The organism is Mycolicibacterium sp. SMGY-1XX (assembly GCF_059132455.1).
On sequence record NZ_CP101139.1, the window covers coordinates 2525362 to 2551356 of the forward strand.

General features: G+C 67.7%; 21 protein-coding genes. 14 read left to right on the forward strand and 7 right to left on the reverse strand.

The genetic code is table 11. From position 1 onward, the window contains the following. The first annotated feature begins 18 nt into the window (after positions 1–18). The 9 genes from NL241_RS12395 (at position 19) to NL241_RS12435 (ending at position 9915) form a co-directional block, all read left to right on the forward strand. Positions 19–948 carry an ABC transporter permease gene (locus tag NL241_RS12395; protein WP_487688681.1) on the forward strand — a complete coding sequence of 310 codons (930 nt, stop codon included), beginning with the start codon at positions 19–21 and terminating at the stop codon, positions 946–948. Between the two features lie 12 nt (positions 949–960). Then, positions 961–1944: an ABC transporter permease gene (locus NL241_RS12400; RefSeq protein WP_494397694.1), complete on the forward strand. Its 984-nt coding sequence runs from the start codon at positions 961–963 to the stop codon at positions 1942–1944. Then, a complete protein-coding gene (locus NL241_RS12405; RefSeq protein ID WP_487688687.1) occupies positions 1945–2967 on the forward strand; it encodes an ABC transporter ATP-binding protein in 1023 nt (340 codons plus the stop codon). Continuing rightward, positions 2960–3973 carry an ABC transporter ATP-binding protein gene (locus NL241_RS12410; protein ID WP_487688689.1) on the forward strand — a complete coding sequence of 338 codons (1014 nt, stop codon included), beginning with the start codon at positions 2960–2962 and terminating at the stop codon, positions 3971–3973. The genes NL241_RS12405 and NL241_RS12410 overlap by 8 nt, the downstream gene beginning before the upstream one ends. A 16-nt stretch (positions 3974–3989) precedes the next feature. Next, the gene (locus NL241_RS12415; RefSeq protein WP_487688692.1) at positions 3990–4712 is read left to right on the forward strand and encodes a sulfite exporter TauE/SafE family protein; all 723 of its coding nucleotides are present in this window, start codon (positions 3990–3992) and stop codon (positions 4710–4712) included. A 39-nt stretch (positions 4713–4751) separates the two neighbouring features. Continuing rightward, positions 4752–5567 (forward strand): IclR family transcriptional regulator, encoded by an 816-nt coding sequence (locus tag NL241_RS12420; protein WP_487688695.1) that lies wholly within the window; start codon positions 4752–4754, stop codon positions 5565–5567. Between the two features lie 23 nt (positions 5568–5590). Next, positions 5591–6937: a glucarate dehydratase gene (gudD, locus tag NL241_RS12425; protein WP_494397695.1), complete on the forward strand. Its 1347-nt coding sequence runs from the start codon at positions 5591–5593 to the stop codon at positions 6935–6937. After that, positions 6934–7911, forward strand: coding sequence for a 2-hydroxyacid dehydrogenase (locus NL241_RS12430; RefSeq protein WP_494397696.1), 978 nt, complete (start codon positions 6934–6936; stop codon positions 7909–7911). The genes gudD and NL241_RS12430 overlap by 4 nt, the downstream gene beginning before the upstream one ends. 144 nt (positions 7912–8055) lie before the next feature. Continuing rightward, complete coding sequence (locus tag NL241_RS12435; protein WP_494397697.1) at positions 8056–9915, forward strand: HNH endonuclease signature motif containing protein; 1860 nt, start codon at positions 8056–8058, stop codon at positions 9913–9915. Between the two features lie 15 nt (positions 9916–9930). Here NL241_RS12435 and NL241_RS12440 read toward each other — a convergent pair whose 3' ends face one another. Then, positions 9931–11049, reverse strand: coding sequence for an ROK family protein (locus tag NL241_RS12440; protein ID WP_487688705.1), 1119 nt, complete (start codon positions 11047–11049; stop codon positions 9931–9933). A 335-nt stretch (positions 11050–11384) separates the two neighbouring features. On the opposite strand from NL241_RS12440, the gene NL241_RS12445 reads away from it, so the two are divergent. Together NL241_RS12445 and NL241_RS12450 are read left to right on the forward strand one after the other, a co-directional pair. Continuing rightward, positions 11385–12608 carry an MFS transporter gene (locus tag NL241_RS12445; protein ID WP_487688707.1) on the forward strand — a complete coding sequence of 408 codons (1224 nt, stop codon included), beginning with the start codon at positions 11385–11387 and terminating at the stop codon, positions 12606–12608. 127 nt (positions 12609–12735) lie between these two features. Beyond that, complete coding sequence (locus NL241_RS12450; RefSeq protein WP_487688709.1) at positions 12736–13368, forward strand: hypothetical protein; 633 nt, start codon at positions 12736–12738, stop codon at positions 13366–13368. A gap of 4 nt (positions 13369–13372) precedes the next feature. Here the strand turns inward: NL241_RS12450 and NL241_RS12455 are convergent, their stop codons facing one another. The 6 genes from NL241_RS12455 to NL241_RS12480 all read right to left on the reverse strand — a co-directional run bounded on the left by NL241_RS12455 (position 13373) and on the right by NL241_RS12480 (position 21479). Continuing rightward, positions 13373–14773 carry a DEAD/DEAH box helicase gene (locus tag NL241_RS12455; protein ID WP_494397698.1) on the reverse strand — a complete coding sequence of 467 codons (1401 nt, stop codon included), beginning with the start codon at positions 14771–14773 and terminating at the stop codon, positions 13373–13375. A gap of 137 nt (positions 14774–14910) precedes the next feature. Then, a complete protein-coding gene (locus NL241_RS12460; RefSeq protein ID WP_494397699.1) occupies positions 14911–15837 on the reverse strand; it encodes a hypothetical protein in 927 nt (308 codons plus the stop codon). An 18-nt stretch (positions 15838–15855) separates the two neighbouring features. Next, entirely contained in the window at positions 15856–16068 is a 213-nt protein-coding gene (locus tag NL241_RS12465; RefSeq protein ID WP_487688718.1) for a YbdD/YjiX family protein, read from the reverse strand. Beyond that, entirely contained in the window at positions 16014–18317 is a 2304-nt protein-coding gene (locus NL241_RS12470) for a carbon starvation CstA family protein (protein WP_494397700.1), read from the reverse strand. The genes NL241_RS12465 and NL241_RS12470 overlap by 55 nt, the downstream gene beginning before the upstream one ends. 70 nt (positions 18318–18387) lie before the next feature. Continuing rightward, the gene (locus tag NL241_RS12475) at positions 18388–19908 is read right to left on the reverse strand and encodes an ATP-dependent DNA ligase (protein WP_494398296.1); all 1521 of its coding nucleotides are present in this window, start codon (positions 19906–19908) and stop codon (positions 18388–18390) included. Between the two features lie 20 nt (positions 19909–19928). Then, positions 19929–21479: a molybdopterin-dependent oxidoreductase gene (locus tag NL241_RS12480; RefSeq protein WP_494397701.1), complete on the reverse strand. Its 1551-nt coding sequence runs from the start codon at positions 21477–21479 to the stop codon at positions 19929–19931. Between the two features lie 181 nt (positions 21480–21660). On the opposite strand from NL241_RS12480, the gene NL241_RS12485 reads away from it, so the two are divergent. Genes NL241_RS12485 through NL241_RS12495 form a run of 3 tightly spaced genes read left to right on the forward strand, consistent with a single transcriptional unit; the run spans position 21661 to position 25982 of the window. After that, entirely contained in the window at positions 21661–22419 is a 759-nt protein-coding gene (locus tag NL241_RS12485) for an SDR family NAD(P)-dependent oxidoreductase (RefSeq protein WP_494397702.1), read from the forward strand. Positions 22420–22436: 17 nt separating this feature from the next. Continuing rightward, positions 22437–24602: an acyl-CoA dehydrogenase family protein gene (locus NL241_RS12490; RefSeq protein WP_494397703.1), complete on the forward strand. Its 2166-nt coding sequence runs from the start codon at positions 22437–22439 to the stop codon at positions 24600–24602. Beyond that, positions 24603–25982 (forward strand): FadR/GntR family transcriptional regulator, encoded by a 1380-nt coding sequence (locus NL241_RS12495; RefSeq protein ID WP_487688731.1) that lies wholly within the window; start codon positions 24603–24605, stop codon positions 25980–25982. Positions 25983–25995: the final 13 nt, after the last annotated feature.

The following is a 25995-nucleotide window of genomic DNA, read 5'->3' on the forward strand; positions in this document are numbered from 1 at the left end:
GCACAGGAGGCTTCGCCCATGTTCTCGTTCGTCAGGCGCCGGATGTACACCAGCGCCCTCCCTCTGATCATCGTGCTGCTGGGGGTGTTCCTCCTGGCCAGGCTGACCGGTGACCCCACCAGCCTGTACCTGCCGGAGTCGGCCACCGAAGCGCAGCGCGCCGAGTTCGCCGAAGCCAACGGCCTCAACCAGCCGGTGTGGACGCAGCTGATGAACTACTTCTCCGGCGTGCTGCACCTGGACTTCGGCACCTCGCTGCGCACCGGGGAGTCCGCCTCCACCATGGCGCTGCGCGCATTCCCCGCCACGCTCCAATTGGCCGTCACCACAATGCTTCTGGCCATCGTCCTGGCTGTCGTGATCGGCTGCTGGGCGGCCTACCGGCCCAACTCACTGGCCGACCGGTTCTCCAGCCTGCTGTCCATGACCGCGGCATCCATCCCCGACTTCTGGTTCGCCATCACCGGGGTGTGGCTGTTCTCGGTGCTGATGGGCTGGCTGCCGACCTCCGGCACCGACGCGGGCATGCTGTCCTGGATCCTGCCGATCGCCACCCTGATGATCCGTCCGCTGGGGGTGCTGACCCAGGTGGTCCGCGGTGCCATGGTCTCGGCGTTGTCCGCGCCCTACGTCCGGCTGGCGCGGAGCAAGGGCGCCGGCGACTTTCGCGTCGTCACCCATCACGCGCTGCGCAACGCCGCCGCACCCGCCCTCACCGTCGCCGGTGACCTGGCCGTCGGCCTCATCAACGGCGCGGTGGTGGTCGAGGCCATCTTCGGCTGGCCCGGTATCGGCAAGCTGATGATCGACGCGATCCTGCAACGCGATTTCGCGGTACTGCAGGCCGCGGTTCTGCTGACCGCCGTGAGCATCTTCCTGCTCAACATCTTCATCGACGCCTGCTACGCGCTGCTCGACGCACGCGTTCGCGAACCGGCGAAAGTCTAAGGGAGCCAGAACGTGAGCACTCAAATCGATATGGTCCCGGTCAAGCCGACCACCCCGATCGTCGGAGAGTCCGCAACGCCCAAGAAACGTGCCGGGTCCACCTGGGTGCGCCTCCTGGTCAACGACCGGGTGGCCGCCGCCGCGGCGATCGTCCTGGCGCTGGTGTTCCTCACCGCCCTGCTCGGCCCGATGCTGATGGGCGAACTGGCCACCCGCATCGACCTCGACAACTCCAACCAGGCGCCCTTCACCCTGTCCCACGGCTGGGCCAACATCCTCGGCACCGACCCGCTCGGACGCAGCATGCTGGCGCGGCTGATCGTCGCCAGCCAGACCACCCTCTCGGTGGCCATCCCGGCGGTGGTGATCAGCGCCGTGATCGGCTCGCTGATCGGCATGTGGGCCGGCTTCTACCGCGGCTGGCGGGAAACGGTGGCCATGCGCGTCGCCGATGTCATCATGAGCTTCCCCTCGCTGCTGCTGGCGGTGGTGGTGCTCTACGTGTTCTCGCCGAGTGCCGCCAACATCGTTGCGGTGCTGGCCATCACCCGCATCCCGGTGTACCTGCGCACCGCCCGGGCCGAGTCGGCGGAGCTGTCGACGCGGGTCTTCGTCGACGCCGCTCGCACCTTCGGGGCCAACGGCAACGCCATCATCGTCCGCCATGTGCTGCCGGTGGTGCTACCCACCCTGCTGACGGTCGCCACCCTGGACTTCTGCTACGTGATGCTGGCCGAGAGCTCCTTGAGCTTCCTGGGTATCGGCATCCAGCCGCCGGACGTCAGCTGGGGCCTCATGGTCGCCCAGGGCCGCACCTACCTGCACACCGCCTGGTGGCTGTCGTTCTTCCCCGGCCTGGCCATCGTCATCACCACCGTCTCGGCAACCATCCTCGCCGCCTGGGCCCGGATCGCCACCGATCCCGGGCAGCGGTGGCGGCTCACCGTCCCGCAGAAGCGTCTGTCCCGTTTCGCCAAGTCCGGAAAGGCCCTGTAGATGACCGTGTTAGCTGATCACGTGTCCGCCGAGCACGACGTCGCCGCCGACCCGGCACTCAAGGTCGACGGCCTGTGCGTGGACATCCGCACCATCACCGGCACCGTGCGCGCCGTCAACGGCGTGACGTTCGAGGCGCACCGCGGCGAGACCCTGGCGCTGCTCGGCGAATCCGGGTGCGGCAAATCCATGACGGCCACCGCGCTGGTTGGATTGCTCGAACCCGTCGCCGAGGTGACGCAGGGTTCGGCGATCCTGGCCGAGCAGGACCTGTTCGCCGTCGACCGCAGGACCCGCCGCAAACTGGCCGGCACGGAACTGGCCATCGTGTTCCAGGACGCGCTCACCGCGCTGAACCCGCTGTACCCCGTGGGCGCCCAGTTGGCCGAGCCGTTCCAGATCCACCATGGCATGAAAGCCAAAGAGGCCAAGCGCAAAGCGGTGGAACTGATGGAGCGGGTGGGCATCCCGCAGCCCGAGACCCGCGTCAACTCCTACCCGCACCAGTTCTCCGGCGGTATGCGCCAGCGTCTGCTCATCGCCATGGCGGTGGCGCTGAACCCCAGTGTGCTGATCGCCGACGAACCGACCACCGCACTCGACGTGACGGTGCAGGCGCAGATCATGGCGCTGCTGCGCGACCTGCGCACCGAGTACGACATGGCCGTCGTGCTGATCACCCACGATCTGGCGCTGGTGGCCGAGGAGGCCGACCGGGTGGCGGTGATGTATGCCGGCAACATCGTCGAAACTGGGCCGGTGGCAGAGATTTTCGCCAACCCCAAGCACCCGTACACCAAGGGCCTGCTGAACTCGGTCCCGGTCGATGCCGAACGCGGCGAGGAACTCAAGTCCATCGGGGGTGCGCCGCCGGATCTGCATTCGATTCCGAAAGGCTGTGTCTACCAGGCGCGCTGCCCGCTGGCCCGCGATCTGTGCGCCACCACCCGGCCCAGCCTGACCGCCACCGGCACCGGCCGCAAAGCCGCCTGCCACTTCCCGGAAGAGGTCGTCAATGTCTGATCAACAGCGGACGTCCAAGGTGCTCGAGGTCAAAGACCTCACCAAGACGTTCAGGGTTCCCGGTGCCAAGAACTCGTTGCGCGCGCTGGACGGCATCAATCTGGACCTGGCGCGTGGCGAGACGCTGGGACTGGTGGGGGAGTCGGGCTGCGGCAAGTCGACGCTGGCCCGGACACTGATGATGCTGGAACGCCCGGACTCCGGCTCGGTGACGTTCGACGACATCGACCCCTTCACCCTCAAAGGCAAAGAGCTGCTGTCATTCCGGCGGCGGGTCCAGATGGTGTTCCAGGATCCGTACGCCTCGCTCAACGCCCGGATGACGGCCGGCGAGATCATCGCCGAGCCGTGGCGCACCCACAAGACCCTCTATCCCGGCCGCAAGGACCGCGAGATGCGGGTGCGCGGGCTGCTCGACATGGTGGGTCTCGGCGCCAAGGCGGCAGGCAAGTACCCCCAGGAGTTCTCCGGCGGGCAGCGCCAGCGCATCGGCATCGCCCGCGCCCTGGCGCTGAATCCCGATGTCATCATCTGCGACGAGCCGGTGTCGGCACTGGATCTCTCGGTACAGGCGCAGGTGCTCAACCTGCTCAACGATCTGCAGAAGGAACTGCAGATCTCCTACATCTTCATCAGCCACGACCTGTCGGTGGTGCGCCATGTCGCCGACCGGGTGTCCGTGATGTACCTGGGCCGCATCATCGAATCCGGCGACACCGACTCGGTGTTCGACCGGGCCAACCACCCGTACACGGCGGCGCTGATGTCCGCGGCCCCCAAGCTCAACGCCGCCCAGCGCAAAGAACGGATCCTGCTGAAGGGGGAGATCCCGTCACCGCTGAATCCGCCGTCGGGCTGCCGGTTCCGCACCCGGTGCTGGAAGGCCACCGACGAGTGCGCCAGCACCCGGCCACCGCTGGTGCTCGACACCGCGGGCAAGGGCCACCGCGCGGAGTGCTTCCACCCGCTGAACGTGGAGCAGAGCGCAACAGCGGTACCGGCGTGAGCGATGATGCGCGCCAATGACCACGACGGCAGCGGGTTTCGCCGTGGTGGCGGTGGCGGTGCTGTTGGCCTCGTGCCTGCAGGCATCGATCGGCTTCGGCATGGGAATGCTGGCAGCCCCCGTCGTCGCCATCGTCGACCCCGCCCTGATTCCCGGCACGTTGATCATGCTGGCCACCTTCGTCACCCTCATCGTGTCGGTGCGGGAGCGCGCGGCCATCGACTTGAGCGGGACGAAGTGGGCGTTGGTCGGCCGGGTGCCGGGCACCATCGCCGGCGCGCTGCTGCTGGCCGCCCTGCCGGAGAAAGGGTTGGCCGTGATGCTGGCCGCGGTGGTGCTGCTGGGCGTCGTGCTGACCACTGCCGGGTGGGTGCCGGCACCGCGGCGTCGCAATGTCGTGCTCGCGGGCGCAACCTCCGGGCTGCTGGGGACCGCCACCTCCATCGGTGGTCCGCCGATGGCGCTGGTGTGGCAGGGCAACAGCGGTGCGCGGCTTCGCGGCACGATGAGCGGCTTCTTCCTGGTCGGTTCGTTGATGTCGTTGGCGGCGTTGTGGTTCACCGGCGCGGTGAGCTCCCACACGCTGATGACGTTCGCGGTGCTGGCGCCGGCCACGGTGGTCGGCTATGTGCTGTCGAGGTATGTGAACCGGTTCCTGGACCCGGCACGGCTCAGGTGGTTGGCCATCGGGGTGTCGGCGACAGGCGCGGTGGTGCTGATCGTCCGCCAGCTGCTGTGAGTCGGGCTTCGGCGTGGCAGGACGTGGGAGGAGATGAAAGTGTCTGAAGACGCCGCGGACGACAGTGATGTCAACGTACGCAAGGTCAAGTCGGCCGTCCGCACGGTCGAACTGCTCGAGTATCTGGCCGGCCGCCAGGACAACCCGGCCCGGATCCGCGAGATCTGCGCGGCCCTGGACATGCCGCGCAGCAGTACCCACGCGTTGCTCAGAACGCTGATGGGGCAGGGCTGGGTGCGCTGTGACGAGTCGGGCACGCAGTACGGCATCGGCATGCGGGCGCTGCTGGTGGGCACGAGTTACCTCGACAGCGACCCGTACCTGCCGTTGATCACCCCGTTCCTCGACGAACTGCGCGCCGAGCTGGACGAGACCTTCCACCTGGGGCGCCTCGACGGCACCGACGTGGTGTACCTGGCCACGCGGGAGTCGAAACAGTATCTGCGCAATGCGAACCGGGTGGGCCGCCGGCTACCTGCATACACCACCGCGCTCGGCAAGGCGCTGCTGGCCGAGCGGGTGGGCGCGGACCGCGCCGCCCACATCCCGGCCGCGCTGACCTCCCTGACGCCGCACACGATCACCGATCCCGCGGTACTGCAGGAGACCCTGGAAGAGGTCCGGATCCGCGGGCACGCCACCGACAACCAGGAGAACACCGTCGGGGTGCGTTGTTTCGCGGTCACGCTGCGCTACACCCATCCGGCCCAGGATGCGATCAGCGCATCGGTGCCGTTGTCACGGCTCACCGCAGAACGGGAAGCCGAGATCGTGCAGGCCCTGCACACCGTGTGCGACAAGGTGTCCCGCGTGGTGCGGCCGGTGGCCAACGGTGACAAATGGTTTGCGTCATGACGACGAGAGATGAAGGTTCGACGATGAGTTCTGCCAAACGCACCCCGGTTGTCAGTGACATGACGGTGATCCCCATCGCGGGACACGACAGCATGCTGCTCAACCTCAGCGGCGCCCACGCGCCGTACTTCACCCGGAACCTGGTGATCCTCACCGATTCCGATGGCCGCACCGGTGTCGGTGAGGTGCCCGGCGGCGAACCGATCCGTCGCACCCTGGAGGACGCGCGAAGCCTGGTGGTGGGCAACACCGTCGGCGACTACCACGCGGTGCTGGCCGCCATGCGCACGGCCTTCGCCGACCGCGACACCGGCGGCCGCGGCGCACAGACCTTCGACCTGCGGATCGCCGTGCACGCGGTGACGGCCGTGGAATCGGCGCTGCTCGACCTGCTGGGCCAGTATCTCGAGGTGCCGGTGGCGGCGCTGCTGGGCGATGGTCAACAGCGCAGCAAGGTGCAGGCGCTGGGCTATCTGTTCTTCGTCGGCGACCGCACCAAGACCGACCTGGCCTATTTGTCGCCGGAGGATGAGCCCGACTCCGCGGATGCGTGGCTGCGGGTCCGGCACGAGGAGGCGCTCACCCCGGAAGGTGTGGTGCGGCTGGCGGAGGCGGCCTATGAGCGTTATGGGTTCGCGGATTTCAAGCTCAAAGGCGGCGTGCTGCCCGCCGTTGACGAGGCCGCGGCCGTCACCGCTCTGGCGCAGCGGTTCCCGGATGCCCGGATCACCCTGGACCCCAATGGTGGTTGGCTGCTGGCCGATGCCATTCGCACCTGCCGCGGCCTGGCCGATGTGTTGGCCTACGCCGAGGATCCGGTGGGGCCCGAAGGCGGATTCTCCGGTCGTGAGGTGATGTCGGAGTTCAAACGCGCCACCGGGTTACCCACGGCGACGAACATGATCGCCACCGACTGGCGTGAGATGGGCCATGCGATCCGCTCCGGCGCCGTCGACATCCCACTGGCCGACCCGCACTTCTGGACCATGAACGGCTCGGTTCGGGTGGCTCAGCTCTGCGACGCGTGGGGGCTGACCTGGGGATCGCACTCCAACAACCACTTCGACGTCTCGCTCGCGATGTTCACCCATGTGGCCGCGGCCGCACCGGGGGAGATCACCGCCATCGACACGCACTGGATCTGGCAGGACGGCCAGCGGATCACCAAGGAGCCCTACGACATCGTCGACGGTTACCTGACCGTGCCCGAGCGGCCGGGTCTCGGCGTCGAGCTCGACGAAGAGGCCGTGGCCGCCGCGCACGAGCTGTATCAGAAGGAAGGCCTCGGCGCCCGCGACGACGCACTGGCGATGCAGTATCTGGTGCCGGGATGGACGTTCGACAGCAAGCGTCCGGCACTCGACCGATGAAAATCGTTGTCGCCGACGTGAATCTGGTGCCGCACCGTCCCCAGCTGGAGGCGGCGTTACCGTCGTCATTCGAGGTGTGCTGGCGTATCGGCTGCAGTCCGCAGGACCTGTTCGAGGACGTACGCGACGCTGATGTGTACGTGGGTGGGCGGTTCGGTGCCGAGTTGGCCGCTGCCGCGGAGAAGCTGCGGTTGATCCACGTCGCCGGCGCCGGGACCGACAAGGTGGATTTCGCGGCGTTGGCACCGGGGGTGCTGGTGGCCAACACCTTTCATCACGAGGCGTCCATCGCCGAGTACATCGTGGCGGCGGCCGTTGTGCTGCGCCGTGACTTCCTGGCCCAGGACCGAGCCCTGCGACAGGGCCGGTGGGCGACGTCGGTGTACGACGCCGGTATCGCCCAGCCGGCCACATTGAGCGATGCGCGAGTGGGATTCGTCGGGTTCGGCCACATCGGGCAGCGTGCCTGGAAGTTGTTCCGGGCGTTCGGTGCCACCGGGGCCGCGGTGACCGGTTCGGGCCGGGTGGATGCGGGGGAGTACGGCCTGCAGTGGGCGGCTGACACCTCGTCGCTGGAGCGGCTGATGGCCGAGTCGGACATCGTGGTGGTGTCCGCGCCGTTGACGGAGGCGACCACCGGGATGATCGGGGCGCCCCAGTTGCGTGCGCTCGGGCCTGCCGGGGTGCTGATCAATGTCGGTCGTGGTCCGCTGGTGGTGGAAGCTGACCTCTACGGTGCGCTGCGTGACAACGTGATCGCCGCTGCGGCCATTGATGTCTGGTACACCTACCCGGGTCCGGACGGTCGCGGCGAGCCCAGCAGGCTGCCGTTCGCGGAGCTGCCCAACGTGTTGATGACCCCGCATTCCTCCGGCGTCACCCGGGACACCTTCCGGGGCCGGGTCGACGACATCGCCGCCAACATCGTGCGACTCGACCGCGGCGAGCCGCTGCGCAATGTGGTGAACCGCTAGTCAGAAGGAGGCTCCGACCGCCAATCGGGGCCTGCTCGAGTGATTGTGCCCGCCTGGGCGCGACAATTGAGCGACAGTAAAAGGGTTCTGCGGCTTACCTTTTGGTGAAGGTTTTTTGTCGGTGGTGGTCGGTATGGTCGGGGCATGTTCCCCCAGTTACCGACGATGATCGACGAGTTGCGCGGTGGCAGTGCTGCCGCCCCGGTCGTCGATGCCGCGGTGAGCTGGGCTCGGGTGGCCGCCGCCGCGGAAGCACAGCGTCTGGCGGCGCTGGCCGAATGGGCAGCGGTGTTCCTGGCCGACGCCGACGAGGACGCCGGTTTGTGTGCCATCGACGCCGAAGACGATGTGGTGGCCCAGATGGGGATCGCCTTCGGCATCTCGGCGCGCTGGGCGTTCAACGATCTACAAGTCGGCGCCGCGATGCGAGACCGCTTCCCCCAACTCGCCGCCCTGTTCCACCGTGGGGAAATCTCCGCGCGGGTGATGGCCACCGTGGTGGAACGCACCCTGCTGGTGGTCGACGAGCAGGCGCTGGCCAACATCGATTCCGCGTGCGTCGAGGCCGCCACCACGTGCGGGTGGAGCGGGCTGTCGTACTACAAGTTGAAGAACGCCGTCGATGTGTGGGTCGAACGCTTCGACCCCGACGCGGTGCGGCGGGTCCGTAACACCGTGCGCGGGCGCGGGGTCACCGTGGAGCACACCGACGACAAGGCCGGCATCACCACCATCGCGATGCGGTTGACCAAACCCGGCGGCGCCCTGCTGATGGGCAAACTGCGCACCATGGCCAAAGCGGTGTGCCCCAATGATCCCCGCACGCTGGACCAGCGGCTCGCCGATGCCGCCGAGGCCCTCGGCGCCGATGCCGATCACCTGAAATGCCTGTGCGGCTCCGAGATCTGCCCCGCGGCCGCCGAGGACGGGGTGGCCTCGCGGTTCGTGGTGCACATCTACGCCGACGCCCCTGCGCTGGAGGGTGATCCCGATCCGCTGATCCACGGCGAAGGCGTGTTTCCCACCGGGCCTACGAACGTGACCATCACATACCCCACCAAGGACACCAAGCCTGCTGTACCCCACAGGGAACCGACAGACCCTGATACAGACCAGGAGCCGCCGTCGTCGGCTCCGCGGCACTGCCCGGCTCCTACCGACCGAGAAGCCAAGCTACCGACGGGCGAGGAGCCCGAGCTAGTGGCGGCCGAGGCGGCTACCTCGGACGCCGCTACCGCCGGCGAAACCACTCACGCAGGCGCGCCGGTCGCCGAGCCTGGTGAGGCCGAGTCAGAGCCCGCCCCACCAGCTCCCAAGACCGGCACGGCGCCGGGGTTCATCCCCGGCTACGGGATGGTGCCGAATGCGTTGATCGCAGCCCTGATCGCCGCCGGCGCAAAGATCCGCCACATCAAGGCCCCGGCGGTCGACCCGACCGACAGCTACCGCATCCGCGCCGCGGACCGCGAATTCGTGCAAGCCCGCGACCTGACCTGCCGGGTCCCGGGCTGCGACCGCCCCATCCGCGACGCCGACCTCGACCACACCATCCCCTGGGGTGACGGCGGGCCCACCCATGCCTCCAACCTCAAGGGCCACTGCCGCCATCACCACCTGATCAAGACCTTCCGCGACGGCTGGTCCGAAGTCCAACAACCAGACGGCACCGTCATCTTCACCACCCCCACCGGCCACACCTACACCAGCATCCCACTGAGCCGCATCCTGTTCCCGGGCGTGAACACCACCTCGGCGTCGGTGCAGCGGGGCAGCCCGAGAAAAGAAGCCGCCGCCGACAAGTCGGTGAAGATGCCGAAACGAAAACGCACCAAGGCCAAAGACCGCGCCTACCGCATCGCCGCAGAGCGCGCACTCAACGCTGCCCACCGCGCCAACGGCGGCGCCCCCACCCGCGCAGCCGCCCCCAAAGACAACTGGGGCTACCGCCTTTTCTTCGGATACCACACCCAAAGGGCCGACCCCAACGACCCACCGCCCTTCTGAGCCAGGGTTGGCGTACTAGCGGCGGGCGTGCAGCGCCGCGTCGATGGCATCGGCGTCGAGAATCGTGTCGAGTATCAGTGCGGCGCTGCCGGCTACCGAGGACCGCTCGCCGTGCGTGGCGGGAACCACCTGCAGGGTGCGGGTGGCCAGCGCGGTCGCGTTGCCGTACAACGCTTCTCGCAGTCCGGCCACCAGGAGGTCGTACGCGCCCATCATGTCGCCGCCGATTACCACCACACCGGGGTTGAGCAGGTTGACCAGCGGGGCCACCACTTCCCCGACGTGCCTGCCGCTTTCCCGGATGAGGCGGCGCGCCTCGGCGTCACCGCGGTTGGCCAGCTCCACCACGTCGCGCAGATGGCTCACGTCGTGGCCCTGCTCGCTCAAGGCGCGCACCAGCGCCCACCCGCTGGCGACTGCCTCGAGGCAGCCCGCGTCACCGCAACGACACGGCAGCCCGTCGGCGGCCGAGGTCTTGTTGTGGCCGAACTCGCCGGCCGCGCCCACCGCGCCGCGCTGTAACACACCGCCGCAGATCAGTCCGGCGCCCAGGCCGGTGGAGATCTTCAGCAACAGCAGATCATCCATACCCCGGAAATCGCCATGGCGTTCAGCCAGCGCCATCACGTTCGCATCGTTGTCCACCAGCACCGGAGCAGCGGTCAGATCTTGGAAGTACGGTGCCAGTGGCACACCGTCCCAGCCGCTCATCACAGGGGAGTCCAGACTGCACCCGCGTTGCTGGTCCACGGTGCCCGGCAGGCTCACGCCCACCCCGAGGACAGCCGAGGGCTGCCGGCCGGCGTCGGTCACCAAGGCCTCGAGTCTCTTGACCAGTTGCGGCATCAGTTCGTCGGGACCTACACCGACGTGTTCGTCGATATCGGTAACCGCCAGCATGCGGCCCGCGAGATTGCACACCGACAGGTGGGTGCGGCTGCGGCCGATCGCCGCGGCCAGGACCACACCGGCGTCCTCGTTGAACGCCAGGAGCGTAGGGGGGCGGCCGCCGGTCGACAGGCCTTCCTGCCGCTCCACCACCAGGCCGTAGTCGGTCAGTTCGGCGACGCGGGCGGCCACGGCGGTGCGGGACAGGCCGGTGATGGCGCGGATGTCGCTTCGGGTGGTGGCCACTGAGTCGCGGATCAACGCGAAGATCTCGCCGGCGCTGGCCGGCGTTCCTGGGGACCGTGATCCGGTTTTCGACCTGCGGATAGTCCGATGCTCCTTGTCGAAGTGGTGCGTGAAAGGGCGGTGACATCCATCTAAACAAGCTGAACAAATGATCAGCAAGGGTTGTAATGATCATCACTTTGTCCGCAAAAAGACCAAAGTCGATTGGATGCGCGCCGAAAGTCTCGATAGGCTCAACCACGACGAGGCGCTCTGCAATGCGGCGAGTGCCACCACGACGTCGTAGAACGGGCCGACCGGCCTGCGCTGCGACCCGCCGCACACGAAAGCTGACCGTGACTCTCACTGCCCCCCGCCCGTCGGTGACCACTGCCGTGGTCGCGCCACCGCCACCCGTGCTCCGGCTCGCGGTGTTCGCGCTGGCCCTCGGCGGTTTCGGCATCGGGACCACCGAGTTCGTGGCGATGGGACTGCTGCCGGACATCGCAACCGGGATGAACATCTCCGAACCGGTGGCAGGCCACGTCATCTCCGCCTATGCGCTCGGCGTGGTGATCGGCGCCCCAGTGATCGCCGCGCTGACCACCCGGCTCTCGCGCCGGGTTCTGCTGCTGAGCCTGATGACGGTGTTCACCCTCGGCAACCTCGCGACCGTCGTGGCGCCCAACTACGAGACGTTGGTGGCTGCCCGCTTCGTCGCCGGCCTGCCGCACGGCGCCTACTTCGGCGTGGCCGCGCTGGTGGCCGCTCGCATGCTCGGACCGTCGCGGCGTGCCAAAGCCGTCGCTCAGGTGATGACCGGCCTCACCGTGGCCACGGTCGTCGGTGTGCCGATCGCGTCCTGGCTCGGCCAGGCGCTCGGGTGGCGCAGCGCCTTCGCGCTGGTGGTGCTCATCGGTCTGGTCACTCTCGTCGCGATCTGGGCCTGGCTGCCCGAGATCGGGTCCGACCGCATAAGCAGCCCGCTCACCGAACTCGCGGCGTTGAAGCGGCCGCAGGTCCTGTTGGCCCTGGCCGTCGGAATGATCGGTTTCGGCGGCATGTTCGCCGTCTACACCTACGTCGCCACCACCATGACCGATGTCGCCGGCATGTCACGGAACCTGGTTCCGTTGGCGCTCATGGTGTTCGGTGCCGGCATGGTGGTGGGCAACATCGTCGGCGGCCGGATGGCCGACAAGTCGGTGATCCGCAGCCTGTACGTGACCATCACCTCGCTCGGAATCATGCTGGTGCTCTTTGTGCTTGCCGCGCACAACCCGTTCACTGCTTTGGTGCTGCTCTTCGGGATCGCCGCCAGCGGTGCGGCCGTGGGGCCGGCGTTGCAGACCCGGTTGATGGATGTCGCCGCCGACGCGCAGACGCTGGCCGCCGCGCTCAACCACTCGGCGCTCAACGTCGCCAACGCCGCGGGTGCCTGGATCGGTGGCCTGGTGATCGCCGCCGGCTTTGGCTATACCGCCCCGGCCGCCGCGGGCGCGATGCTGGCGGCAAGTGCTCTCGTGGTGCTCACCCTCGCGATGGTGGTGCAGCGCAAAGGAAAGGAGGTCTCCGCGTGAACCGATGCGGAAACCAGTCAAGTGCCGAACGCACCCGGGTGGAGTTGTTCCTGCCCGGTAGAAAGTTCACCCTGACCCTGCGGGGCAAGGGGTTCGAACTCCTGAAAGTCGTCCCTGCGAGGTAGTCATGGCTGTTACTGAAAATGTCGTCTATCGGACGGCACCCGAAGGTCAACCCGTCATCAGTTACCGTTCGATGCCCGGCCAGTGTGCCGGCACTGCGGAAACCCTGGCGCAAGCCCGCACGTCCTATCGCGCGGAGCTGACCGAGCTGCTGAACGTCGAACGGTATGACCTACCGCCGGTGGTCGAGCACGTCGAAGCGAAAGTCGCCGGTATCTGGGTTCGCAGCAAGGTCGGTGCGGTGCACCGCGACAGACTCACCGACCGGATGTTCCTGCAGCGTCTGCTCACCCCCGGTGAGCTCCAGGACCAGGTGCGGGCCTACCTCGGTTCGGCGGCCGGCCACGGCGTCGAAGCGGTGGTGGTGCTGGCCGAACCCGAAGACCCGGTGGCCACGGTGCTCGATCAGATGGCTCCCGGCGATGCCGTGGTGGTCACCTACCCCCATGAGCGTGACGGTCTCGGCTGGGCCGCGCTTCACGGGCCCGAATCGGCTGCGCCGGACGAACTGCCGGTCGCGCGGCTCGATGTGGGGTTACGTGACTGCCCGATCGAGACGTTCGCCGACAGCTTCGTTGCCGAACATCGCCAGAGGGCGGTCCGCCTCGATGTGACGGACCTGGCCCGAGCCTCGTAACCGTCTAACGGCTGCGTGCGGCGTTGCGGCTGTTGCCGCCATGCTGGCTGCGGTTGCCGCTGGACCGGCTGCTGGACTGGCCGCGGCGACCGCCGGGCTGTCCGCCACGGCGAGACCCGTTGCCGGTACCACGGTTGCGGGCCGGGCGCGCCTGAGCCGGGGCCTGCGCCACCTTGGGCGCGGGCGCCTGATACGGCGCGACTTCGCCGACCAGTGTCTGCACCGACTCTGAATCAGCATGCACGTCTTGCGGTTTGACGGTGATTCCGGCCTTACGCAACAGGGCCTGGGTGTCCCTGCGCTGTTCGGGCAGCACCAGTGTCACCACATCGCCCGCGCTGCCCGCGCGTGCGGTGCGGCCCGAGCGGTGCAGGTACGCCTTGTGCTCCATCGGAGGATCGACGTGCACCACCAGTTCCACATCGTCGACGTGCACACCGCGAGCGGCGATGTCGGTGGCGACGAGCACCCTGGCTTCGCCCGAGCTGAAGGCGGCGAGGTTGCGGTCACGGGCGGGCTGAGACAGGTTGCCGTGCAGGTCAACTGATGGCACGCCCGCGTCGGTGAGCTGCTTGGCCAGCTTGCGCGCCTGATGCTTGGTGCGCATGAACAGGATTCGGCGGCCCGTGCCCGAGGCCAGCTGGTGTACCAGCTTCTTCTTGGCCTCGACGCCCGCGACGTGGAAAACGTGATGCGTCATGGCCGCCACCGGCGAGTTGGCCTCGTCGATCGAGTGCAGCACCGGTTCGTTGAGGAAGCGGTTGACCAACTTGTCCACCCCGTTGTCGAGGGTGGCGGAGAACAGCAGGCGCTGGCCGCCGGCCGGGGTGGCGGCCAGAATGCGGGTGACACCCGGCAGGAAGCCCAGGTCGGCCATGTGGTCGGCCTCGTCGATCACCGTGACTTCCACAGCGTCGAGGCTGATCTCGCGCTGGCGCATCAGATCCTCGAGGCGGCCCGGGCAGGCCACGACGATATCGACACCTGACCGCAGGGCGCTGACCTGGCGGTTCTGCGACACACCACCGAAGATGGTGGTGACGGTCAGGCCGTTGGCGGCGGCCAGCGGTTCCAGCGAGGCGGTGATCTGTGTAGCGAGCTCACGGGTGGGTGCCAGCACGAGGCCCGCCGGTCGGGCCGCCCTGGTACGGGTGCCCGTGAGCCGGCTGGCCAGCGGCAGCGAGAACGCCAAAGTCTTTCCGCTACCGGTCTTTCCGCGCCCCAGGACGTCACGCCCGGCAAGGGTGTCCGGCAACGTCTTGGACTGGATCGGGAAGGGTTGCGTGATACCGCGGTTCGCGAGGACGCGGACCAGCTGATCGGATACGCCGAGGTCGGCGAAGGTCACGTCGGGGGAGTTCACAGGGGAAGTCAAGGAGTGCCTTTCGGGCATCGGTGGCGACATTGCCGGTGGGCAATGTCGTTCGCCGCGAAAGGAGCCGGTTTCAATTGCGCGAATCCACCATGGCGGTGGCGAGAAGGTCTCGGCGCGCTCGTTCAGCGACGTACTGGTGTGCGCGTGTGCGCTGCCAGCGTGTGAGGTCAGCTTACCGCACCCTGGTCTCGCGACCTGCGTCGCGATGACCGGGTGTGACCAATCCGGCAGTATTTGTCCTCGTTCTCCCACAGATCGACGGTCTGTACACACCAGAACGCCGCGAACCCGGTGACCAGAATGGCTTCGACGATCAGGACCAAACCGCCGGGCTGCAGCACCATCGCCAGCAGCAGGGCACTGGTCATGACTCCGACGATCACCAGGTAGGCCTGGGTGATGCGGCGGGGTGGGGCATCGTGTGGCTTCGGCCGCCTCGCGGAGTACCAGGCGTAGTGGGCCACCACGAGGATGATCGCGACGAACATCGCGATCGCGGCCGCGTCGTGAGCCCACGTGTAGAACACCGCCGGCCAGCGCCACAGCACGATGAGGCCGACCGCGACGAAGGCGGCCTGCGCCAGGCGGGCGAGCCAGGCCCACCAACCGGGAGGTCGCGGGGCGGGCCACCGGGTCTGCGGGGCGGGGTTCATCACCCAGACGGTCACGTAGAACGCGATCCCGACGCCGGTGGCCACCACGAGCGCAACAAGATTGTTCGGAACCGCGGCCGATGCGTCCTCATAATCCGGAAGCCACTGCCCACACGTGGCCGGCGCACCGTCACACGGTGGTCTGGACGTCGGCACCAGAGCGACGACGAACGCGAGGAATCCCGCGGAGTTGAGAAGGACGTCCTCGGTGGCCGTGCTGCCCTGGTAGGCGATCAGGCCGAGACCGACCGCGCACAGCGCGCCGATGAAGGCAGCGTGCGAGATGGTGAAGTAGTACGCGCTGATGGAGGGCTGCCACCGGCCCGTGGACACGGTGGTGCCGACCACCGACTCCGCCAGAAACGCCACCGCACCGGCCAGGCCGATGCGCAGGTACCGGTAGGTCCACACCTCGTCGCCGACGAGGCCCAAAGCACGCAACGCCGACATCCCGTGCCGTCAGCAGCAGCGGGAACCGGGGTTCGATTCCGCGGCGGCGTGCCGCATCCGCCAGTACTCACGCTCGTCGATGACCGGTTCGCCGGGATGTGTCCGGGTGCGGTGTTCGACATAGCGACGGTAGTGGTTGTCACCCATCAACGATGACCAGAACCACGTCAACCTGGAGCAATACCAACCGATCTGGCGTGCGGTTCGGTTCGCGCGTCCCATTGCTTCTGCACCTCCTTCTCGGCGTGGGTGGGAATCATGCCGGACGGAGCGAAGATCCGTGACGGTACCGGATCGTCCTCGGTGAGGGGCCGGCCACCGCCCCGGATTGCCTGGAGTGCGGCGACGACACCCGCGATGAAGACGATGACCACGAGCACGGCGAAGATGATCGACAGACTGCCCTGGATGAACGTGTTGCGGATGACGGCATCGAGTTGGCCGGCGTCCTTGGCCGCGCCGAAGGCGGTCTCACCGGCATCCCTGGCGTTGCGGTACTGGAAATGCTGGGTCCAGTAGCCCACTTTCGGGTCGCCGGAGAAGATCTTCTGCCACGACGCGGTGAGCGTCACCACCAGATCCCACAACAGCGGCGCCCCGGGGATCCACGCCCACTTGAGATAGCCCTTCTTGATCACGACGACGGTCACCAGGGTCAGTGCCATGGCGGCCAGCAGCTGATTGGCGATACCGAACAGCGGGAAGAGGGTGTTGATTCCGCCAAGGGGGTCCGTGACACCCATCAGCAGGATCGACCCCCAGGCGGCGACGACGACGACGCTGCAGATCCAGGCGCCCACCCGCCAACTGGGATTGCGCAGCTTCTTCAGCGGCCCACCCAGATTGCCGAGGCCGTCGGAGAGCATGAAACGGGCCACCCGGGTGCCGGCGTCGACGGTGGTGAGGATGAACAGTGCCTCGAACATGATCGCGAAGTGGTACCAGAACGCCTTGAGCGCCTGACCGCCGAAGACCTGATGCAGCACTTCCGATATCCCGAACGCCAGCGTCGGTGCGCCACCGGTGCGCGAGATGATCGAATTCTCACCGACACTCGCCGCAGCATCGTCGATCTCCGCAGGAGTGATGGGTGCCCCGGACAGGCCGAGCCCGTTGACGTACTCGGCGGCGGTCTGCGCCGTCGTACCGGTCTGCGCCGCCGGCGCGTTCATCACGAAGTACAGATGCTGGTTGAGGATGCACGCGGTGATCAACGCCATGATCGCGACGAACGACTCGGTGAGCATGCCGCCGTAACCGATCAAGCGCATCTGGCTTTCCTTCTCCAGCAGCTTCGGGGTGGTGCCGGAGGAGATCAGCGAATGGAAACCCGACAGCGCCCCGCACGCGATCGTGATGAACAGGAACGGGAACAGCGACCCGGCGAACACCGGGCCGGTGCCGCTGGCGGCGAACGAGGAGATGGCCGGCGCCTCCATGACGGGCCTGGCCAGCACGATGCCGATGGCCAGCAGGACGATGGTGCCGACCTTCATGAACGTCGACAGATAGTCGCGCGGCGCCAGCAGCAGCCAGACCGGGAGAACCGAGGCCGCCAAACCGTAGATGATGATGCACCACGACAGCGTCACCTTCGACAGAGTGAACCACTCTGTACCCCAATCCGTTTCGGCCACCCAGCCGCCGGCCACCACCGCGAGCAGCAGCAGCGCCACCCCGATCAGCGAAACCTCCGACACCCGCCCGGGCCGCAGGAAGCGCAGATAGAGCCCCATGAAGATGGCGATCGGGATCGTCATCGCGATGGAGAACACACCCCACGGACTCTCGGAGAGCGCGTTGACCACCACCAGCGCCAGTACCGCCAGCAGGATCACCATGATGACCAGAACGCCGACGATCGCCGCGGCGCCACCGACGGCGCCCAACTCGTCGCGCGCCATCTGGCCCAACGACCGGCCGCGGCGGCGCGTCGAGATGGCCAGCACCAGGTAGTCCTGCACACAGCCGGCCACCACCGCGCCGATGATGATCCAGATGGTCCCTGGCAGATAACCCATTTGGGTGGCCAGCACGGGGCCCACCAGCGGGCCGGCGCCGGCGATCGCGGCGAAATGATGCCCGAACAACACCCGCCGGTCGGTCGGCATGTAGTCGGTGCCGTTCTCGAAGACCTCGGCCGGGGTGGCCTGCTCATCGCGGGGCCGCACGATCTTCATCTCGATAAGCCGTGCGTAGAAACGGAATCCGATGACATAGGTGCAGATGGCCGCGATCACGAACCAGACGGCGTTGACCGTCTCACCGCTGAAGAAGGCGATCACCGCCCATGCGACCGCACCCACCAGCGCGACGATCCCGAAGATCGCTTTGTGTTTGCCCGTGATCGGCGACCTGTCGATGATCGCGACCGGCGGTGAGTCCTTGTCGGTGCGGAGATAGGTGATGTCACCGTCGTGCTGCTCTTCGGTGACGACGCGGCCCTGCGACGCTGCAGAAGATGAAGCCATATCCCTGAGTCTTCCATTGGCGCCGCGCCGATTGGGCGAAACGCGCGGGTTGATCTTCAGACCGGTCGACCTAGTCGCTGCGTTGGTACAGCGCGCGCACGGTGTCGATGGTGTCGGCCTCGGCAGGGGATTTGTCGTCGCGGTACCGCAGAACGCGGGCGAAGCGCAAGGCCATGCCGCCCGGATAGCGGGTCGAGGTTTGCACGCCGTCGAGGGCGATCTCGACCACCTGTTCGGGCCGCAGCGTGACGACGTAACCGTTGGTGGGTCCCACGGCGAGTTCGAGGAAGCGCGCGGTCTGCCAGTCGAGCATCGCGTCCGTCATGCCCTTGAAGGTTTTCCCCAGCATGATGAATCCATCACCGGCCGGATCTCGGGCGCCGAGGTGGATGTTGCTCAGCTTGCCGCGGCGCCGACCCGATCCCCATTCGACGGCCAGCACCACCAGGTCCAGGGTGTGCACCGGCTTGACCTTGAGCCATCCCGCGCCACGGCGGCCCGCCTCATACGGTGCAGACGGCGACTTGGCCATCACACCTTCATGACCCGCCGCCAGGGTGGCGTCCAAGAACTGTTGCGCCGCTTGCACATCGGAAGTGATCAAGCGGTCCACCCGGAACTGTCCAGGTATCACGGAGTCCAGGGCGGCGGCGCGATCCATCGCCGGCCGGTCCATCAGATCGACGCCGTCGAGGTGCAGCAGATCGAAGAAGAACACCGACAGCGGTTGATCGGAACGTTCGGCCCGGCCGAATCTGGATGCGGTGACCTGAAATCGGTGCGGGCGCCCGTCCGGGCGCAGTGCAATGGCCTCGCCGTCGGCGATCAGAGAGCTGACCGGCAACGCGAGGGTGGCCTCGACGACCTCGGGCAGCCGGGCGGTGACGTCGTCGAGGCTGCGGGTGTACACCGTCACCTGATCACCGTCGCGATGGATCTGCACCCGTGCGCCGTCCAGCTTCGCCTCGAAAAGTGCTGTGCCGCCCAGTTTGTCGATGGCCTCGGCGACTCCGGTGGCGGTCTGGGCCAGCATGGGACCGACGGGGCGGCCCACTGTGAGCCGGAATTCGGCCAGTGCCTCGCTGCTGCCGGTCAATGCCGCGGCCGCGACGGCGGGTAGCGCACCGCCCACCATGGCCGCACGGCGTACCTCTGTCGCGGGCAGGCCGGAGGCCTTGGCCACGGCATCAGCCATGACGCCCACCAGCGCGCCCTGGCGCAGCTCGCCGCTGAGCAGCCGTCTCAGGAACGTCTGCTCCATCTCCGAGGCGGCGCCGAACAGGGCGGCCACGGCGGCGGACCGGCGCGCCTGGGAGCCCTTGCCCGCAATGGCGCCGATCTCGCTGAACGCGGCGTCCACCTCGGCCACCGTCAGGGCGGGCTCCTGCGCCGGTGGCGGCAGTGAACGCAACGCCGCCCAGCCCACTCCGATCTGGCGCTGGGGCAGCTCACCGGAGAGCCAGGACACCACGATGGCGACCTCGGATGCGCCGCAACCGCGCAACAGGTCGGCGATTCGGCTGATCTTGGCCAGTCGCGCCGAGGTGGCACCCACGTCGGCGGAGGCGGTGGCGACGTCTACGAGCAGCACCATGTCAACGTACTGAAGAGTCAACGTACTGAAAACGAGACTTCGTGCCAGCCGGTCGCGCCGTCGGGGAGCACACCAGCCTGTTCCTCGGTTTGGGTTTCGCCGGTGTTGTCCGTGGCGCGCACCGTGATGGTGTACAGCCCTTCGGTGGTGGCCTGCCAGGGGAAACTCCACAGCCGCCAGGTCTCGCCCGAATAGCTGGCCCCCAGCTGAGCTGGTTGCCAGATGCCCTGGCCCGCAGGTCCGTCGATCCGGACTTCCACGTTCCGCACGCCGCGGTTCTGCGCCCACGCCACCCCGCCGAATGTGACGGCGCCCTTGGGCACCTCCTGCCCGCTGCGCGGAACATCGATGCGGGATTCGGTCTTGATGGGTCCCCGCGGCGCCCAGCCCAGCCTGGTCCAGTACGCCTCGGCCCGGTCGAAACGGGTCAGTTCGAGGTCCACCACCCATTTCGTCGCGGACACGTAGCCGTAGAGCCCCGGCACCACCAGTCGGGCCGGGTAACCGTGCCGGGCCGGCAGGGGTTCACCGTTCATGGTGATGGCCAGCAGGGCGTCGCGGTCATCGGTCAACGCCTCGACGGGGGTGCCGGCGGTGAAGCCGTCCGAGGACGTCGACAACACCATGTCGGCGTCGGCGTGGACGCCGGCGTCGCGAAGCAGGTCGCGCACCCGGTAGCCGGTCCACACGGCGTTCGAGATCAGGTCACCACCAACGGGATTGGACACACACGCCAGCGTCACCACCTTCTCGACGAGTTCGAAACGGCTGAGATCGTCGAAGCCGAGGGTGATCTCGCGGTCCACCATGCCGTGAATCCGCAGCGCCCACTTCTCCCTGGCCAGTTGGGGAACGCTCAGCGCGGTGTCGATGCGGTAGAAGTCGTCGTTGCCGGTGACGAAGCTGGGCAGCTCGACGCCGGCTGGTTGCACCTCAGGGGGTATCGGCGGCGCGCTCACCCGGGGCCGGGGCACCGCGAACGTCGACCGGTCCTCCTCGACGGAGTGCACCCTGCGGGTGAGAATCGAGCCGACCACTCCCGAGAGCACTCCGAAGCCGAGCAGGCCGAGGGTCACCAGAGACAGTCGTCTGCCCGGGTCGACGGCGGGGGAGTCGCCAGGGTCCTGCTCCCCGTTGGTGATCCGGCCGGAGGTCAGCAGCCGCAGCACCGCGATACCGCATGCGGTGCCCACGAGTGTCGGCAGGATGTCGAGGATGTCGGTATCGGCGCGGGACAACACCGCGGCACAGCCGGCGATACCGGCCAGCCCGATGGCGATGCTGCCGACCGGTCGGCGCGGGGTCTCGGCCGAACCGGTGACCGCGGCGATCACGGCGATCACGGCCAGTACCGCCGCGCCGAGGAACAACTTGTCCGAGGTCCCGAAAGTCTGGATCGCCCATTCCTTGACCGGGCCGGGGGTCAGGTCGACGACGGTGGACCCGACCGCATTGCGGACATCCGCCGATGAACCGAACGGAATCGCCGCGAGTTGGGCCACGCCGAGAGCAACCGCGGCGGCGGCGATACCGCTCATCATCCGCGTGCCGGGCGCGGGAGCAGCCATGCCGTCAAGCTACCCGCGCCACGGGCGGTCCGGTGTCAGCGACCCGTGAAGAAACGGTGACACGCCCGGCAACCGCGAGAACCTGACACTCAATCAGTGGGCGCAGGTTGCGGCGCCGGGTTCCCAGACGTGACACGGCAAGCTAAGTTTGTAACTCAACCACGCCAGGAAGGGTTCTTCAATGGAAATCAACGGCAAGAAGGCGATCGTCGTCGGCGGTGCCTCCGGTATGGGCCGGGCATCGGCGGAGCTGCTGGCGGCCAAGGGCGCCAACGTGGCGATCCTGGACCGTGAGGGTTCCGACGGCAAGGACGTCGCCAGCGCCCTCGGGGGTGAGTTCCATGCCGTGGACGTGACGGATTTCGACGGAACCGAGGAAGCGCTGGCCGCCGCCGTCGACGGCCTGGGTGGCCTGCATGTGATCGTCACGACCGCCGGCGGTGGCATCGGCGAGCGGACGCTGGGCAAGGCCGGTGTGCACAGTCTGGATTCGTTCCGTAAGACCATCGACCTCAACCTCATCGCGACGTTCAACATCAGCCGTCTCGCCGCGTCGCACATGGCGAAGAACGAGCCGGAAGACGAGGAGCGCGGCGTCATCATCAACACGGCCTCGATCGCCGCGTTCGAGGGTCAGATCGGCCAGGTGGCCTACACCGCGGCGAAGGCCGGGATCGCCGGGATGTGCCTGACCATGGCCCGTGACCTGGGCTCGGTGGGGATCCGGGTGCTCGCCATCGCCCCGAGCCTGTTCGCCACCGGATTGACCAAGGGCATCCCCGATGAGTTCGCCACCGCACTGACCAAGGACGCCGCCTTCCCGAAGCGGCTGGGCCGCCCCGAGGAGTACGGCAAGTTGGTCACCGCGATCGTGGAGAACCCGATGCTCAACGGGCAGTGCCTACGCCTCGATGCGGGTCAGCGGTTCGCCCCGAAGTAAATCAGTACACTCTTTTCATGGCTATCGCTCTCACCGACGACCACCGCGAACTCAGTGAGGTCGCGCGGGGATTCCTCACCGCACAGAAAGTCAGGGCCGCCGCGCGCGAGCTGCTCGATTCGCCCGACGAGCCCCGGCCGCTGTTCTGGAACGATCTCGCCCAGTTGGGCTGGCTCGGATTGCACGTCGACGAGGCATACGGCGGGTCCGGTTACGGTTTGCCCGAATTGGTGGTGGTGATCGAGGAGCTGGGTAGGGCGGTGGCCCCCGGCCCGTTCGTCCCGACCGTGGTGGCATCCGCTGTGGTGGACCATGCCGGTTCCGCCCACCAGAAAAGCCGTCTGCTGCCGGGGTTGACCGACGGCTCCCTGCTCGCCGGTGTGGGCTTCGGCGGTGACCTCACCCTGAGCGGGGGCCGCGTCAGCGGCTCAGCCGGTGTGGTGCTCGGCGCCGGGCTGGCCGACCTGCTGGTGCTGGCCGTCGGCGACGACGTGCTGGTGCTCGACCGCGGCCGCGCCGGGATCAGCGTCGACGTTCCCGACAACCTGGATCCGACCCGGCGGTCCGGACGGGTGGTGCTCGACGACGTCGAGGTCTCCGACGACGACGTCCTGGCCGGTGCGCGGGCGGCGGCTCTCGCGCGCGCCCGGGTCCTGTTCGCCGCCGAAGCCGTCGGCGGCGCAGGTGACTGTGTGGAATCGGCGGTCGAGTACGCCAAGGTGCGCCAGCAATTCGGCCGCACCATCGCCACATTCCAGGCCATCAAGCACCACTGCGCCAACATGATCGTCGCCGCGGAATCCGCGGTGGCACTGGTGTGGGATGCCGCCCGAGCCAGCTCCGAGGACGAGCAGGCGTTCCAGTTGATCGCCGCGGCAGCCGCCACCCAGGCACTGCCCGCCTATGTGCGTAACGCCGAACTGAACATCCAGGTGCACGGCGGCATCGGATTCACCTGGGAGCACGACGCGCACCTGCATCTGCGGCGGGCGTTGGTGCTGCGCGCCGTGCTGGGCGGTGACGGGCCCGCGGCTGATGTGTTCGCGTTGACCGCCGCGGGTGTCACCCGGGCCAACAGCCTCGACCTGCCCGCCGAGGCCGAGGAACTGCGTGCCCAGATCCGCTCCGACGCCGCCGAGATCGCCAAGCTGGCCGACCAGGACCAGCTGGACAAGCTGATCGAGACCGGTTATGTGATGCCGCACTGGCCCAGGCCATGGGGGCGGGCCGCAGACGCCGTCGCTCAGTTGGTCATCGAAGAGGAGTTCGCCGCCGCGGGCATCAAACGACCCGACTACTCCATCACCGGCTGGGTGATCCTCACCCTTGTCCAGCACGGAACACCCTCGCAGATCGAACGTTTCGTTGCTCGCGCGTTGCGTAAAGAAGAGATCTGGTGCCAGCTGTTCTCCGAGCCGGACGCCGGGTCGGACGCCGCGGGCATCAAGACCCGCGCCACCCGCGTCGACGGCGGCTGGAAGATCAACGGGCAGAAGGTGTGGACCAGCGGTGCGCACTACTGCCGGCGTGGATTGGCCACGGTACGAACCGATTTCGATGTTCCCAAGCATGCCGGTATCACCACGGTGATCATCGATATGAAAGCGCCGGGGGTCGAGATCCGGCCGTTGCGGATGATCAGCGGTGGCTCGGAGTTCAACGAGGTGTTCTTCAACGACGTGTTCGTTCCCGACGAGGACGTGGTGGGGGAGCCGAACACCGGGTGGACGGTGGCCCGCGCGACCCTGGGCAACGAGCGCGTGAGCATCGGCGGCGGGTCCGGCGTCAGCGAGATCGCGGCCGCCGCGTTGGTGCCGCTGGCCGACAAACACGCAGACCGGGTGGCAGGCGTGCGGATCCGGGTGGGCAACTACCTGGCCGACGATCACGCGATGCGGTTGCTCAATCTGCGCCGCGCGGTGCGCAGCATCGAAGGCGCCGGGCCGGGGCCCGAAGGCAACATCACCAAACTCAAACTCGCCGAGCACATGGGCGAGCACGCCGCGATCTCCTCGGCGCTTCTCGGGGCCGATGCCGCGCTGATGGACGGCTCGGCGGCGATGGTGAACCTGATGACCCTGGGGGCACGAGGTATGGCGATCGCCGGCGGCACCTCGGAAGTGTCCCGCAATCAGATCGCCGAACGGATCCTCGGGATGCCGCGCGATCCGCTGATCAAGTAGGTGCGTCCGGATCCCGACGACGAACGGCCCGGCAAAGCGGCCCAGGTGGCTCGCCAGATCGAGGCGGACGTCATCCGCCGCGGCTGGCCGGTCGGCGAATCGCTGGGCTCCGAGCACGCGCTGCAACAGCAGTACGGGGTCAGTCGATCGGTGTTGCGCGAAGCCGTCCGGCTGGTCGAGCACCATCAAGTGGCCCGGATGCGGCGAGGCCCGGGCGGCGGGTTGATCGTGGTGGCCCCGGACGCCGCACCGGCCACGCGCGCGGTGGTGATCTATCTCGAGTATCTCGGCGTGACGATCGACGAACTACTCGATGCCCGGCTGGTGCTCGAGCCGCTGGCCGCCGAGTTGGCCGCACGGCAGATCGACGAGGCCGGCATAGCGCGGCTGCGTTCGGTGGTCGAGGAGTTCCACCCCGTGCTGGGTGAGTTGACCGGCAACCCCGTGCTCGCGTTGTTCATCGACGTACTGATTCGTCTGACCGCGCGGTACGCGGTCGAATCGCAAGCGCCGCAGGAAAAGATCGCATCGGCCGTCGAGCGGTTGACCGCCGACCACGCCCGGATCGTGGAGGCGGTGGCAGCCGGTGACGCCGCCGCGGCACAAACCCTGACCGGCAAGCACGTGGCGGGGGTGGCGGCCTGGTTGCGCCGCCACCACGTGCCTGGGCGCGGGACCGACGATGCGCCGGTGACCGTCGGCGCGCAGGAGAAGCTGGCCGAAGTGGTGGCCTCGGCCATCCATGACGACATCGCCGCCAGAGGGTGGCCGACAGCGACATTGTTCGGCACTGAAACCGAGCTGCTCGAACGCTATCGGGTCAGCAGATCTGTTCTGCGCGAAGCTGTTCGGATACTCGAATACCATTCTGTCGCGCGCATGCGCCGCGGGCCGGGTGGAGGGTTGTTCATCACCGAGCCCGTACACCGCGCCAGCGTCGATGCCGTGGCCTTGTACCTGGAATACCGCAAACCCAGCCGCGGGGACCTGAGCCTGGTCCGCGATGCCATCGAGATCAGCAACGTCGCGCGGCTGGTTCAGCGTCGCCACGACCCCGATGTCGTCCGCTTCCTCACCGAGCAGCCCCCGGTCGTCGACCACCACGATCCCAGGGAAGCCGGGCTCGCGGAGTTCTACTTCCACACCGACCTCGCCGAGCGGGCCGGAAATCGGGTCCTGAACCTGTACCTGCGTATTCTCGTCGAGCTCTTCCGCAGGCACTGGGGTTCCACCATGAATCCCATGCCGGGAGCCGAGGACGCCGCCGAGGTGCACCGGGCGCACGCCCGCATCATCGAGGCCATCACCGACGGCGACACCAGCATCGCCCGGCACCGGTGCCGACGTCACCTCGAAGCGCTGTCCTCCTGGTGGTGGTAGCTACGCTGGTGCG

Bases quoted from the DNA above. Each gene is read 5' to 3' on its own strand.
- NL241_RS12395 (WP_487688681.1), top strand. From the start codon at position 19: ATGTTCTCGTTCGTCAGGCGCCGGATGTACACCAGCGCCCTCCCTCTG.
- NL241_RS12405 (WP_487688687.1), top strand. From the start codon at position 1,945: ATGACCGTGTTAGCTGATCACGTGTCCGCCGAGCACGACGTCGCCGCC.
- NL241_RS12410 (WP_487688689.1), top strand. From the start codon at position 2,960: ATGTCTGATCAACAGCGGACGTCCAAGGTGCTCGAGGTCAAAGACCTC.
- NL241_RS12415 (WP_487688692.1), top strand. From the start codon at position 3,990: ATGACCACGACGGCAGCGGGTTTCGCCGTGGTGGCGGTGGCGGTGCTG.
- gudD (WP_494397695.1), top strand. From the start codon at position 5,591: ATGAGTTCTGCCAAACGCACCCCGGTTGTCAGTGACATGACGGTGATC.
- NL241_RS12430 (WP_494397696.1), top strand. From the start codon at position 6,934: ATGAAAATCGTTGTCGCCGACGTGAATCTGGTGCCGCACCGTCCCCAG.
- NL241_RS12435 (WP_494397697.1), top strand. From the start codon at position 8,056: ATGTTCCCCCAGTTACCGACGATGATCGACGAGTTGCGCGGTGGCAGT.
- NL241_RS12450 (WP_487688709.1), top strand. From the start codon at position 12,736: ATGGCTGTTACTGAAAATGTCGTCTATCGGACGGCACCCGAAGGTCAA.
- NL241_RS12455 (WP_494397698.1), bottom strand. From the start codon at position 14,773: ATGTCGCCACCGATGCCCGAAAGGCACTCCTTGACTTCCCCTGTGAAC.
- NL241_RS12465 (WP_487688718.1), bottom strand. From the start codon at position 16,068: ATGGGACGCGCGAACCGAACCGCACGCCAGATCGGTTGGTATTGCTCC.
- NL241_RS12470 (WP_494397700.1), bottom strand. From the start codon at position 18,317: ATGGCTTCATCTTCTGCAGCGTCGCAGGGCCGCGTCGTCACCGAAGAG.
- NL241_RS12480 (WP_494397701.1), bottom strand. From the start codon at position 21,479: ATGGCTGCTCCCGCGCCCGGCACGCGGATGATGAGCGGTATCGCCGCC.
- NL241_RS12485 (WP_494397702.1), top strand. From the start codon at position 21,661: ATGGAAATCAACGGCAAGAAGGCGATCGTCGTCGGCGGTGCCTCCGGT.
- NL241_RS12490 (WP_494397703.1), top strand. From the start codon at position 22,437: ATGGCTATCGCTCTCACCGACGACCACCGCGAACTCAGTGAGGTCGCG.